At 69.0% G+C, this 13,443-nt stretch carries 10 protein-coding genes; 3 read left to right on the forward strand and 7 right to left on the reverse strand.

Translation table 11 applies throughout. The features are described from left to right. Nucleotides 1-33 precede the first annotated feature (33 nt). From WS49_RS25320 to WS49_RS25335, 3 genes are all read left to right on the forward strand, one after another. The gene (locus WS49_RS25320; RefSeq protein WP_059534443.1) at nucleotides 34-1,914 is read left to right on the forward strand and encodes a cytochrome c biogenesis protein DipZ; all 1,881 of its coding nucleotides are present in this window, start codon (nucleotides 34-36) and stop codon (nucleotides 1,912-1,914) included. Between the two features lie 60 nt (nucleotides 1,915-1,974). Beyond that, nucleotides 1,975-2,718, forward strand: coding sequence for a peptide-methionine (S)-S-oxide reductase MsrA (gene msrA, locus WS49_RS25325; RefSeq protein ID WP_059534445.1), 744 nt, complete (start codon nucleotides 1,975-1,977; stop codon nucleotides 2,716-2,718). 245 nt (nucleotides 2,719-2,963) lie between these two features. Then, complete coding sequence (locus WS49_RS25335) at nucleotides 2,964-4,079, forward strand: aromatic ring-hydroxylating oxygenase subunit alpha (protein WP_059534449.1); 1,116 nt, start codon at nucleotides 2,964-2,966, stop codon at nucleotides 4,077-4,079. Between the two features lie 21 nt (nucleotides 4,080-4,100). Here the strand turns inward: WS49_RS25335 and WS49_RS25340 are convergent, their stop codons facing one another. From WS49_RS25340 to WS49_RS25370, 7 genes are all read right to left on the reverse strand, one after another. Further along, the gene (locus tag WS49_RS25340) at nucleotides 4,101-4,490 is read right to left on the reverse strand and encodes a cytidine deaminase (RefSeq protein WP_059534451.1); all 390 of its coding nucleotides are present in this window, start codon (nucleotides 4,488-4,490) and stop codon (nucleotides 4,101-4,103) included. Nucleotides 4,491-4,617: 127 nt separating this feature from the next. Beyond that, a complete protein-coding gene (gene deoA, locus WS49_RS25345; protein WP_059534453.1) occupies nucleotides 4,618-5,934 on the reverse strand; it encodes a thymidine phosphorylase in 1,317 nt (438 codons plus the stop codon). A gap of 20 nt (nucleotides 5,935-5,954) precedes the next feature. Further along, the gene (locus WS49_RS25350; RefSeq protein WP_059534455.1) at nucleotides 5,955-7,229 is read right to left on the reverse strand and encodes a NupC/NupG family nucleoside CNT transporter; all 1,275 of its coding nucleotides are present in this window, start codon (nucleotides 7,227-7,229) and stop codon (nucleotides 5,955-5,957) included. Between the two features lie 342 nt (nucleotides 7,230-7,571). After that, nucleotides 7,572-9,029, reverse strand: a complete 1,458-nt coding sequence (hydA, locus tag WS49_RS25355; RefSeq protein WP_059534457.1) for a dihydropyrimidinase — start codon at nucleotides 9,027-9,029, stop codon at nucleotides 7,572-7,574. Nucleotides 9,030-9,075: 46 nt separating this feature from the next. Continuing rightward, the gene (locus WS49_RS25360) at nucleotides 9,076-10,584 is read right to left on the reverse strand and encodes an NCS1 family nucleobase:cation symporter-1 (protein ID WP_059534459.1); all 1,509 of its coding nucleotides are present in this window, start codon (nucleotides 10,582-10,584) and stop codon (nucleotides 9,076-9,078) included. Nucleotides 10,585-10,683: 99 nt separating this feature from the next. After that, entirely contained in the window at nucleotides 10,684-11,991 is a 1,308-nt protein-coding gene (preA, locus tag WS49_RS25365; RefSeq protein WP_059534461.1) for an NAD-dependent dihydropyrimidine dehydrogenase subunit PreA, read from the reverse strand. Nucleotides 11,992-12,081: 90 nt separating this feature from the next. Continuing rightward, a complete protein-coding gene (locus WS49_RS25370) occupies nucleotides 12,082-13,419 on the reverse strand; it encodes an NAD(P)-dependent oxidoreductase (protein ID WP_059534463.1) in 1,338 nt (445 codons plus the stop codon). Nucleotides 13,420-13,443: the final 24 nt, after the last annotated feature.

The following is a 13,443-nucleotide window of genomic DNA, read 5'->3' on the forward strand; positions in this document are numbered from 1 at the left end:
CGGCCCCACTCCCGACCGACTGGAGAACGCATCATGCTGCTCATCGTCCTCGCCTATCTCGGCGGCGTGCTCACGATCCTGAGCCCGTGCATCCTGCCCGTGCTGCCGTTCGTGTTCGCGCGCGCCGACCAGCCGTTCGTGCGCACCGGCCTGCCGCTGCTGGCCGGCATGGCGCTCACGTTCGCCGTCGTCGCGACGCTCGCCGCCGTCGGCGGCGGCTGGGTCGCGCAGGCCAACCAGGCCGGCCGCTGGGCCGCCATCGTGCTGCTCGCGGTATTCGGCCTGACGCTGCTGATGCCGCGCTTCGCCGAACACCTGACGCGCCCGCTCGTCGCCGCAGGCAACCGCCTCACCGGCCTCGCGCAGCGCGACGGCCGCCCGGCCGGCCCGCTGTCGTCGCTGCTGCTCGGCGTCGCCACCGGCCTGCTGTGGGCGCCGTGCGCCGGCCCGATCCTCGGGCTCGTGCTGACCGGCGCCGCGCTGCGCGGCGCGAGCGTCGGCACCACGCTGCTGCTCGTGGCGTACGCGGCCGGCGCGGCGACGTCGCTCGGCGTGGCGCTCGTGATCGGCGGCAAGGTGTTCGCCGCGATGAAGCGCTCGCTCGGCGCGGGCGAATGGATCAAGCGCGGGATCGGCGCCGCGCTGCTGGCGGGCGTCGCCGCGATCGCGCTCGGCCTCGATACGGGGGCGCTCGCGCAGCTGTCGACCGTCACGACGGGCGGCCTCGAGGCGAAGCTCGTCGACCGGCTCGGCGGGCGCTCGAACGGCGCGCCGGCGGCGACGGTCGCGACGGGCTCGCCGGCGGACGGCCCGGCAGACCGCACCGCGAACGGTTCGAACGGCGCGATGATGGCCGCCACGGCCGATGCCGCGCAGCCCGGCGGCGCGATGATGCGCGCGGCCGAGGTCACGCCCGCGCCGCAGGCGCCGACCGCGCTGCCCGTCGAAGGCACGCTGCCGTCGCTCGACGGCGCCGTGCAGTGGCTGAATTCGCCGCCGCTGACCGCGGCCGGCCTGCGGGGCAAGGTCGTGCTCGTCGACTTCTGGACCTATTCGTGCATCAACTGCCTGCGCACGCTGCCGTACACCACGGCCTGGGCACGCAAGTACGCGCCGTATGGGCTCGTCGTGATCGGCGTGCACGCACCGGAGTTCGCGTTCGAGCGCGACATCGGCAACGTGAAGAAGGCCGTGCACGACCTCGGCATCGACTTCCCTGTCGCGATCGACAACCACTACACGATCTGGCGCGCGTTCAGCAACGAATACTGGCCCGCGCACTACTTCGTCGACGCGCAGGGGCGCGTGCGCCGCCACCACTTCGGCGAAGGCGAATACGCGCAGTCGGAACGCGCGATCCAGTCGCTGCTCGCCGAAGCCGGCCACCCGGAAGCGCTGAAGGTGCCGCTCGGGCTCGCCGGCGCGCCCGCGAAAGGCGCGCTCGCGGCGGCCGACAGCGCCGACGTCCGCTCGCCCGAAACCTATGTCGGCTATGCGCGCGCGGACGACTTCACGTCGCCCGGCGGCGTGGTGCGCGACACGGCACACCGCTACGACGCGCCCGCGCACCCCGACCTGAACGACTGGGGCCTCGCGGGCACCTGGCAGGTCGGCGCCGAGCGCGCGTCGCTCGCCGCGCCGTCCGGCCGGATCGTCTACCGCTTCCATGCGCGCGACCTGCATCTCGTGCTCGGCCCGGGTGCGAACGGCAAGCCGGTGCGCTTTCGCGTGACGCTCGACGGCGCGGCGCCCGGGGCCGCGCACGGCGCCGACGTCGACGCGCAGGGCTACGGCTCGGTCACCGGGCAGCGCCTGTACCAGCTCGTCCGCCAGCCCGGCGCGATCGCCGATCGCACGTTCGCGATCGAGTTTCTCGATCCGGGTGTCGATGCGTACGCATTCACGTTCGGTTGAACGCATGCCAGGCCGACACCCGACCGCCGTCTTCCCCAACGCATTCCGAAGGAGCCAACGATGAACCCGACACCCACCCGCGCCGCCACGCCACGACGGCGCACAGCGATGCTGCGCCGCATCGGCGCCCTCGCCGTCGCAGCCGCCGCCGTGTTCGGCTACCAGCGCATCGTCAACTCCGCCGAGCCGATGCGCACCGTGCCCGCGCCGACCCTCGACGAAACGCCCGGCGCATCGCACGACGAGACGGCCGTGCTTGCCGGCGGCTGTTTCTGGGGCGTGCAGGGCGTGTTCGAGCACGTGAAGGGCGTGAAGCAGGTCACGGCCGGTTATGCGGGCGGCGCGTCCGAAACCGCGCACTATGCGCTCGTCGGGTCCGGGCTGACGGGGCACGCGGAATCGGTACGCATCGTCTACGACCCGACGCAGATCACCTACGGCCGGCTGCTGCAGGTGTTCTTCTCGGTCGCGCACGATCCGACCCAGCTCAACCGGCAAGGCCCCGACGAAGGGTCGCAGTACCGGTCGGCGATCTTCCCGACCACCGCGCAGCAACGCGCGGTCGCGACCGCGTACATCGCGCAGCTCGGCACCGCGCACGCGTTTCCGGCGCCGGTCGTCACGCGTATCGAGGCCTACAAGGGGTTCTACCCGGCCGAGGCCTATCACCAGAACTACCTCGAACTGCATCCCGACGCGCCGTACATCGCGTTCAACGACCTGCCGAAGGTTGCCGGGCTGAAACACTACTTCCCGGCGCTGTACCGCGCCGACCCGGTGCTGTGGCGCGACGCCCGCTCGTGACCGGCAACCGGCCGCGTGACGGGCTGCGGCCCGTCGCGCGGCCGAGGCCGGGCGGCCTCGCATGCCTCGCATACCGCACGCGCCGCCCATGCCTCGGATTGCGCCGCATCAAACAATCCGCACCCGCCGTGCCGGTGCAAACCCGCATCGCGTCCGCCATGCGGTGCAACTTCGCGTAGACTTCTCCCAAGCCACGCCGCGTGTTGCGGCGTCCGGACCTTCCGTCCAGCCAGGAGGCGTCACGCATGCGCGCAGTGCCTTTGTCTGACAGCGGCACCCTTGAAGAACCGTCCACCGGCGCGGTCGTGCGCGACCTGCGCCGCGTGCCCATCCATCCCGATCACTGGTATCCGCTCGCGTGGTCGCGCGAACTGAAGCGCGGCAAGACGCTCGGCGTGCGCTTCGCCGGCGATCCGATCGTGCTCGTGCGCACCGAATCCGGCGCCGTATACGCGCTCGAAGATCGTTGCGCGCACCGCCAGGTGCCGCTGCATGCGGGCGTCGTGAGCGGCGAAACGCTGCGCTGCTGCTACCACGGCTGGACCTACGCGTGCGACAGCGGCCGCTGCGTCGACGTGCCCTACCTCGGCCGCGAGCGCTTGCCCAACGGCGTGCGCGCCTATCCGTGCCGCGAGGCGCACGGAGTGATCTTCGTGTTCCCCGGCGACGCGACGCTCGCCGACGAACGCCCGTTCCCCGCGCTCGAATCGGCGGACGACCCTGCATTCAAGACGCGCCGCTTCGGCCGCGAGGTCAAGTGCCACTACTCGTTCATGCACGAGAACCTGATGGACATGAACCATCAGTTCCTGCATCGCAAGCAGATGGGTCAGATGCGGGCGCGCGCGCTCGGCCGGCGTCGCGGCGACGACTGGGTCGAGGTCGATTACACGTTCGCGCGCATGGAAGGCAAGCAGCCGGTCGGCGAGGCGCTCGTGTTCGGCTCGAGCAAGAAGCCCGGCGACCAGGCCGACAAGAGCGTGATGACGGTGCGCACCGGCTACCCGTATCAAACACTGCAGATCCGCTCGAGCGAAGGCACGCTCGTGATGGACCTGTGGATCGTCTACGTGCCGCTCGATGCGGAGCAGCGCACCAATCGCACGTTCGGACTGCTGTCGATCCACAAGCCCGGCATCCCGTTCGCGCTCGATCTCGCGTGGCCGCTGCTCGTCTGGTTCACCGAGCGGATCTTCCGCGAGGATCGCTGGATCGTCGAGCGCGAGCAGGAAGCGCACGACCGGCAGGGCGCCGACTGGAACCACGAGGTGTTTCCGGTCATCAACGAACTGCGCGATCTGCTGCGCCAGTGCGGCGCGCGCACCGTGATCCCGATCCGCGACGCGCGCGACGGCGCGTGATGCGTGCCGCGGCGTGCTCCGCTAAAGGCTGAACGCGCCGGGCAGCAACGCGCGGGCCGTCGTAATCTCGACGGCCCCTTTCAGGTTGGCCAGGATCACTTCGATATCGGGCCGGCCGATCTCGATGATCACCTGACGGCACGCGCCGCACGGCGCGATCGGGCCGTCGGTGTCGCCGATCACCGCGAGCCGCGTGAAGTCGCCCGGACGATAGCCGGCGGCGATCGCCGCGAACATCGCCGTGCGTTCCGCGCAATTGCACAGTCCGTACGACGCGTTCTCGACGTTGCAGCCGTGAAAAACCGTTCCGTCGCGCGCCTGCAGCGCAGCGCCGACCTTGAAGCGCGAATACGGCGCATACGCGCGTTCGCGCGCCGCCCTGGCCTGTTCGATCAGTTCGTCTCGTTCCATCTCGATGGTGCCTCCAGTCGTGTGCGGGGATGCCTCGACGCGATACATCCCGGCCGGCACGATACACCCGTCATGTGAAGCGGACGCCGATACCCGCACGTTCCGCCGCGCCGGCATCGGCGCCCGGTCAGCCGATCTGCCCGTAAATGGTCGGCGGCGTCTCGCCCGTTTCGCCCAGCAAGTAGCTTTGCCGTACCTCGTCCACCGCGCGTGCGGCGGCCGCGTCGTCGCGGGCATGCACGTAGCCGAGCGGCTGGCCGGCTTCGACACGCTGCCCGATCTCCGCGAGCGCCGTCAGGCCGACACGGTAGTCGATCGCATCCTCCGCGCGCGTGCGGCCGCCACCGAGCGCGACGACCGCGAGCCCGAGCGCGCGGCAATCGACCCGCTGCACCACACCGCTCGCGGGCGACGGAACCGGCACGACCACATCCGCCCGCGCAAGATGACGCGCGGGTGCTTCGATCAGGTCCACGGGGCCGCCGAGCGCCGCCACCATTCTCGCGAAGCGTTCCGCCGCCGCCCCCGAGTCGAGCGCCTGCTGCAACATCGTGCGCGCCTGCGCGACATCGCGTGCCAATCCGCCGGTGACGAGCAACTGCGCCGACAGCGCCATCGTGACGTCATGCAGGCGCGCCGGTCGCGACTGGCCAGTCAGGTAATCGATCGCACACGCGACTTCGAGCGCATTGCCCGCGCACGGCGCGAGCGACTGGTTCATGTCGGTCAGGATCGCGGTGGTCTTCATGCCGGCGCCGTTGCCGACGTCGACGATACTGCGTGCCAGCTCGGCCGATTTCTCGGCGGTCGGCATGAACGCGCCGGAGCCGACCTTGACGTCCATCACGAGCCCGTCGAGCCCCGCCGCGAGCTTCTTCGACAGGATCGACGCGGTGATCATCGCGACCGACTCGACGGTCGCCGTCACGTCGCGAATCGCATAAATGCGCTTGTCCGCCGGCGCGAGCCGCGCGGTCTGCCCGATGATCGCGACGCCGACGTCGCGCACCGCGCGGCGAAACGTGTCCGTGTCGGGTGTCACGTCGTAGCCGGGGATCGCACTGAGCTTGTCGAGCGTGCCGCCCGTGTGGCCGAGCCCGCGCCCCGAGATCATCGGCACGTAGCCGCCGCATGCGGCCACCATCGGCCCGAGCATCAGCGACACGACATCGCCGACGCCGCCCGTCGAATGCTTGTCGATCACCGGCCCGCCGAGATCGAGCGCGCGCCAGTCGAGCACGTCGCCCGAGTCGCGCTGCGCGATCGTCAGCGCGACGCGCTCATCGATGCTCAGGTCGTTGAAGTACACGGCCATCGCAAACGCCGCCACCTGGCCCTCGGTCACGCTGCCGTCGGTCACGCCGCGCACGAACGCGGCGATCTCGTCGCGATCGAGCGGCTGCCGGTCGCGCTTGCGGCGAATGAACTCCTGCGGCAGAAACATCGTTGCGTCTCCTCGATTGCTCAGTGCAGCGAAAAGAACAGGCCGGCGATCGCCGCGCTCATCAGGTTCGACAGCGTCGCGGCCGTCAGCGCACGCAAGCCATGCCGCGCGACTTCCGAGCGGCGCTCGGGCGCGACCGCGCTGAAGCCGCCCGCGAGAATGGCGATCGACGAGAAGTTCGCGAAGCCGCACAGCGCGAACGACACGATCGCGAGCGTCTTCGGGTCGAGCACCTGCAGGCCGGCCGCCGCGACGTGCTCGCCGCCCTTCAGATACGGCGACAGGTCGCCGTACGCGACGAACTCGTTGAAGATCAGTTTCTCGCCGATGAAGTTGCCCGCCAGCGCCGCATCGTGCCACGGCACGCCGATGATCCACGCCAGCGGCGCGAACAGGTGGCCGATGATGCCCAGCAGCGTCACCTGCGGAAAGCCCGCGAACGCGGCCACGCCGCCGACGATGAGGTTCATCAGCGCGATGAGCCCCACGAACGCGATCAGCATCGCGCCGACGTTGATCGCGATCCGCAGGCCGACCGACGCGCCGGATGCCGCCGCCTCGATCACGTTGGCGGCCCGCTTGTCGTCGAAATCGAGCCCGTCGACCACGACGCGACTCGGCTCGACGGTCGGAAACAGCAGCTTGCCGAACAGCAGCCCGCCTGGCACCGCCATGAACGATGCGGCGAGCAGGTACTCCATCTTCACGCCGAGACCGGCATAGCCGACCAGCACCGAGCCCGCGACCGACGCCATGCCGCTCGCCATCACCGTGAAGATCTCGGCGCCCGTCATGTGCCGCACGAACGGCTTCACGAGCGCGGGCATCTCGCTCTGCCCGAGAAAGATCGTCGCGACGGCCGAGCACGCCTCGATGCGGCTCATGCCGAGCACTTTCGCGAGCCCCGCGCCGAGGATCGCGACGATCCACTTCATCACGCCGACATAGTAGAGCACCGCGATCAGCGCGGTGACGAAGATGATCATCGGCAGCACGCGTAGGCCGAACACGAACCCGCCGTCGCCGAAAAGCTGAAACATCCGGGCGTCGACCAGCCCGCCAAATACGAACGCGATGCCGTGATTGCCCATGTCGAGCACGCGATTGACGCCGTTCGCGGCCGCCGCCAGCGCCGCGCGGCCAGACGGCACGAACAACACCAGCGCGCCGATCGCGAACTGCGTGAGCAGCGCGGCGATCAAGGTCCGGCCGCTCACCGCGCGCCGGTTGTTCGACAGCAGATAAGCGACCAGCAGCAGGAACAGCATGCCCAGGAGGCTGCGCAGAATATCCACCTTGTGCTCCTTTCTCTCTATGTTTATTGGACTGCTCGGCAGGCGCGGCCCGGCACGCGCGTGTAACGCCGTCGGTGGATATTACTCGCCGTCATGCATGACGACAACGCAAACAAAATGGCATGCTCCGTGCGGTGTCGCTTGCGTCGTCGATTTGCTCAGTTCTTCTATTTACCTGCAAGTTGAATGGACACGACGACGTTCGATGGGTCCCATATATTGAAAGAATCGAGTGGAAGCCGAAAAGAGACGGGGCGGCAATGCACATGACGAGCCGCATGAACGCGCGCGGGGCGTGCCGTTCGAACGGACACGCCCCGCGCAATCGACAACGTGTGTCGCTCAGCCCGCGCGTTCGACCGGATGCGGCTCGCGCAGCCGGTTCGCGATGCGCGCAGCCTCGTAGTAGCCGGCCGCGGGCGGCCGTTTCAGATAGCGGCCCGCACCGCGCACCGCACGCAGCTCGCCGTCGGCCCATGCGAGCGCGCCGCGCGTGAGCGTATGCGTCGCGACGCCCTGCACGGTCATCCCTTCGAACACGTTGAAGTCGACCTGCTGGTGATGGGTCTTCACCGAGATCGTCTTCGTTGCGGCGGGATCCCATACGACCAGATCGGCGTCGGCGCCGACCTGCACGGCCCCCTTGCGCGGATACAGGTTGAAGATCTGCGCGGCGTTCGTCGATGTGATCCGCACGAATTCGTTCGGCGTGATGCGGCCATGATTGACGCCGTGATGCCACAGCACCGACATGCGATCCTCGACGCCGCCGCAGCCGTTCGGGATCTTCGTGAAGTCCTCGCGGCCCATCGCCTTCTGCGACGCGCAGAACACGCAATGATCGGTCGCGGTCGTATGCAGCTGCCCCGCCTGCAGCCCGCGCCACAGCGCCTCGCGATGCTCGGCCGACCGGAACGGCGGGCTCATCACGTGCGCGGCCGCACGCGTCCAGTCCGGATCGCGATACACCGACTCGTCGATCACCAGGTGGCCCGGCAACACCTCGCCGAACACGCGCAGCCCTTCGCTGCGCGCGCGCGTGATCGCATCGACCGCATCCTTCGCCGACACGTGCACGATATACACGGGCACGCCGAGCACCTGCGCGATGCGAATCGCGCGGTTCGCGGCCTCGCCCTCGACCTCGGGCGGACGCGACAGCGGATGCGCCTCCGGCCCGGTCATCCCGCGCGCGAGCAGCGCCTTCTGCAACTGGAACACGAGCTCGCCATTCTCCGCGTGCACGGTCGGCAGCGCGCCGAGTTCGAGCGAACGCGAGAAGCTGTTCACGAGGACCTCGTCGTCGGCCATGATCGCGTTCTTGTACGCCATGAAGTGCTTGAAGCTCGACACGCCATGCTCGCGCACGAGCGTGCCCATATCGCGGTGCACCGATTCGTCCCACCACGTGACGGCCACGTGAAAGCCATAGTCGGCTGCGGCCTTCTCGGCCCAGCCGCGCCACTCGTGGAACGCGTCCATCAGCGGCTGCTTCGGGCTCGGAATCACGAAGTCGATGATGCTGGTCGTGCCGCCCGACAGCCCGGCGGCCGTGCCCGAGTAGAAATCGTCGCTCGCCGTCGTGCCCATGAACGGCAGTTCCATGTGCGTATGCGGATCGATGCCGCCCGGCATCACGTACTGGTCGTGCGCGTCGACCACCGTCGCGCCGGCCGGCGCGTCGATCGTCTCCGCGATCTGCAGGATCGTGCCGCCGTCCTGCGGGTCGGCACACAGTACGTCCGCACGATAGGTGCGGTCCGCATCGACCACGGTGCCGCCGCGAATCAGGATTGCCATTTGGTTGCCTCCTCGTTGACTGTCGGGTGCCGCTTGCGTTCGCGCATCACGCGCTCGCGATCTGCGCGCGCTGTCCGGCGCGCCACTTCATCCAGGTGCCGTACACGCCGGACGCCAGCACGAGGCCGACGAACCACGCATACGTGTAAAGCGTGTTGAAGAACGCCGGCACGTTCGGAAACGACGCCGGAAACGCGGTATGCAGGAAGCCGGGGAGGTTCGGCAGCACGCCGATCGCGAGCGCCGCCAGCGCGGCCGGGTTCCAGCCGCGTGCGTAGCTGAAGTCGCCGCGCTCGTCGAACAGCGCGCGCGTATCGAGCCGCGTGCCGCGAATCAGGAAGTAGTCGACCATCAGGATGCCCGCGACCGGCCCGAGCAACGCCGAGTAGCCGACGAGCCAGGTGAAGATGTAGCCGTCCGTCGTCGCGAGGATCTTCCACGGCATCATCACGATCGCGAGCGTCGCGGTGATCATCCCGCCCGTGCGGTACGAGATCGCCTTCGGCCACAGGCTCGAGAAATCGTAAGCAGGACCGACCAGGTTCGCCGCGAGGTTGCAGCACATCGTGTCGAGCGTGAGGATCACGAGCGCGATGCCGACGCCGATGCCGGTCATCCGGCTCGTCAGGTCGATCGGATCCCAGATCGCGTTGCCGTAGATCACGACGGTGGCCGACGTCACCACGACCGACACCACCGACAGCAGCGCCATCGGCAACGGCAGCCCGATCGATTGCCCGATCACCTGGTCGCGCTGCGAATGCGCGAAGCGCGTGAAGTCGGGAATGTTCAGCGCGAGCGTCGCCCAGAAGCCGACCATCGCGGTCAGGCCCGGCCAGAACGTCGCCCAGAAGAGTCCGGCCTTCTTGCCGCCCGCGACGAACTGCGACGGCGCCGACAGCATCGTGCCGAAGCCGCCCGCCCGCGACGTCGCCCACCAAACGAGCGCGACGCACATCACGACCTTGATTGGCGCGGACCAGCTCTCGAGCCAGCGGATCGAATCGGTGCCGTGCCAGATGAAGTACAGCTGCAGCGCCCAGAACACGAGAAAACACGCGAGCTGCCCGAACGAAATGCCGACGAGCGGCAGCGCGGCGCCGTGCAATGCGTTGCCGGTCAGGATGTTCAGCAGCGTGTAGATCGCGCTGCCGCCGAGCCAGGTCTGGATGCCGTACCAGCCGCACGCGACGATCGCGCGCAGCAGCGCGGGCAGTTTCGCGCCCTGCGTGCCGAACGATGCGCGCACGAGCACCGCATACGGAATCCCGTGCTTCGCGCCCGCATGGCCGATCAGCAGCATCGGCACGAGCACGATCAGGTTGCCGAACAGAACGGTCAGCACGGCCTGCCACGGCGACATGCCTTCCTGGATCAGCCCGGCCGCGAGCATGTACGACGCGATGTTCATCACCATCCCGACCCACAGCGCCGCGAAGTGATACCAGCGCCACGTGCGCTGCGACGCCGTCGTCGGCGCGAGATCGTCGTTGTACAGGCTGCCGGCCGGCGCCGCGGCGCTGTCGGGATCGGCGGGAATCGCTGCTGGTTTCATCGGACGCGCTCCACGTAAACGTCAGCGCCGGCATCGTGCGATGCCGGCAGAACAGGACACAAGCAGCAGCGCGGGCGATACCGCACCGCCGGCCGCCGGTCAGGCCGCCTTCGCGTGCTTCGCGGGCTCCGCCGGGCTCGCACCCGCGTCGGCGCGCGCCGGGTTGTTCGGATGCGTGGTCCAGTTCGCATAATCGCCCGCGTCGACCCGCTCCATCGTGATGCATTGCTCGACCGGACACACATGCATGCAAAGATTGCACCCGACGCACTCCGCGTCCACCACTTCGAAATGCCGCACGCCGTCCTTCTCGGCCGTGATCGCCTGGTGCGACGTGTCCTCGCACGCGATATGGCACAGCCCGCACTGGATGCAGCGGTCCTGGTCGATGCGCGCCTTGATGTCGTACTTCAGGTTCAGGTATTTCCAGTCGGTCACGTTCGGCACCGCGCGGCCGCGCACGTCGTCGAGCGTCGCGTAACCCTTTTCGTCCATCCAGTTCGACAGCCCGTCGGCAAGATCGGACACGATACGGAATCCGTAATGCATCGCGGCGGTGCATACCTGCACGCTGCCGGCGCCGAGCACCATGAACTCGGCCGCGTCGCGCCACGACGAAATCCCGCCGATGCCGGAGATCGGCAGGTTCGGCGTTTCCGGGTCGCGCGCGATCTCCGCGACCATGTTCAGCGCGATCGGCTTGACCGCCGGGCCGCAGTAGCCGCCGTGCGTGCCCTTGCCGTCGACGGTCGGCATCGGCGCCATCTGGTCGAGATCCACCGCGACGATCGAGTTGATCGTGTTGATCAGCGACACGCCGTCCGCGCCGCCCTTGTAGGCGGCGCGCGAGCCCATCCGGATGTCGCTGATGTTCGGCGTGAGCTTCACGAGGCACGGCAGCTTCGTGCCTTCCTTGACCCAGCGCGTGACCATCTCGACGTATTCCGGCACCTGCCCGACGGCCGCGCCCATCCCGCGCTCGCTCATCCCGTGCGGGCAGCCGAAGTTCAGCTCGACCGCATCGGCGCCCGTATCCTCGACGAGCGGCAGGATCCATTTCCAGTCGCGCTCGTTGCACGGCACCATCAGCGACACGATCAGCGCACGGTCGGGCCAGTCGCGCTTCACCTGCGTGATCTCTTTCAGGTTCACGTCGAGCGGGCGGTCGGTGATCAGCTCGATGTTGTTCAGGCCGGCGATGCGCTGACCGTTCCACTGCACGGCGCCGTAGCGCGAGCTGACGTTGACGACGTGCGGATCGAGCCCGAGCGTCTTCCAGACGACGCCGCCCCAGCCCGCCTCGAACGCGCGATTGACGTTGTACGCCTTGTCGGTCGGCGGCGCGGAGGCCAGCCAGAACGGATTCGGCGAAGTGATGCCTGCGATGGTGCAGCGAAGGTCGGCCATGTTCGGCTCCGTGAAAATGGGGCGTTTATCGTGGTTCGCGTGGCGCGCGCCATGCACGCAATGCGCGCGATGCCGTTGCGTATGCCGTGCTCACGCGGCCTTGGCGGCGCGCTGCGCGAGCGCCGCGTCGATCGCCGCCGCCGCGCGCTTGCCGTCCTGCACGGCCTGCACCGTGAGGTCGATGCCGTCCGTCGCCGCGCAATCGCCGCCGGCCCACACGTCGGGCAACGCCGTGCGTCCGTCCGCGTCGACCGCGATGCGCGTGCCGTCCGTCGTCAGCAGCGCGGCCGCGACACCGTCCGGCGCCAGCGTCTGACCGATCGCCTTCAGCACCATGTCCGCGTCGACGGTGAAACGCTCGCCCGACGCGGCCTCGAATTCGACACCCGTCACGTGCCCGTCCACGCCCGCGATGCGCACCGGCTTCGCGTGCGTGACGAGCGTGACGCCGCTCTTTTGCGCGAACTCGCGTTCGGCCCAGGTCGCGCTCATCGCGTCCACGCCGCGCCGGTACACCATCGTCACGCGCTCCGCGCCGAGCTTGCGGCTCTGCACGGACGCGTCGATCGCCGTGTTGCCACCGCCGATCACGACCACGCGCCGCCCGACCGGCACATTCTCCAGCGCGTCGGCCTGCCGCACCTGCTCGATGAAGTCGACCGCGTTCATCACGCCGGTCAATTGCTCGCCGTCGATCGCGAGCGTGCGCACGCCGCCCAGGCCCATCGCGAGAAACACCGCGTCATGCCGCTCGCGCAACGCGTCGAGCGTCACGTCGCGGCCGAGCGCGACACCGGTTTCCACCGCGATACCGCCGACCGACAGCAGCCACTCGACTTCGCGTTGCGCGAAATCGTCGACGGTCTTGTACGCGGCGATCCCGTATTCGTTCAAGCCGCCCGCCTTCGGCCGCGCGTCGAACAGCGTGACGCGATGCCCGGCGAGCGCGAGCCGGTGCGCACAGGCGAGCCCGGCCGGCCCCGCGCCGACCACCGCGACATGCCGCCCCGTATCGGGCGCACGCGTGAAGCGCACCGCGCCGCTCGCCATCGCCCAGTCGGTCGCGTGCCGCTGCAGCGCGCCGATCGCGACCGGCTGCGCATCCTGGTGATTGCGCACGCACGCGCCTTCGCACAGGATCTCGGTCGGGCACACGCGTGCGCACATCCCGCCGAGCGGATTCGCGGACAGGATGTCGGTCGCGGCGCCCTTCAGGTTGCCGTTGCCGATCTTGCGGATGAAGCTCGGGATGTCGATCTGCGTCGGGCAGGCCTGCACGCACGGCGCGTCGTAGCAGTAGTGGCAGCGGCTGGCGGCGGCCGCGGCGGCAGTCGGATCGAGCAGCGGCGCGATATCGGCGAATTCGCACGAGAGTTGCGTGGACGACAGGCGATGCGCGGCGATATCGCCGGTTGGCTTGGTGGTCATACGCGTTCCTTCGACTGGTGGAGA

It is taken from the genome of Burkholderia sp. RF7-non_BP4 (assembly GCF_001521935.1).
GTDB classification, from domain to species: Bacteria; Pseudomonadota; Gammaproteobacteria; order Burkholderiales; family Burkholderiaceae; genus Burkholderia; species Burkholderia diffusa.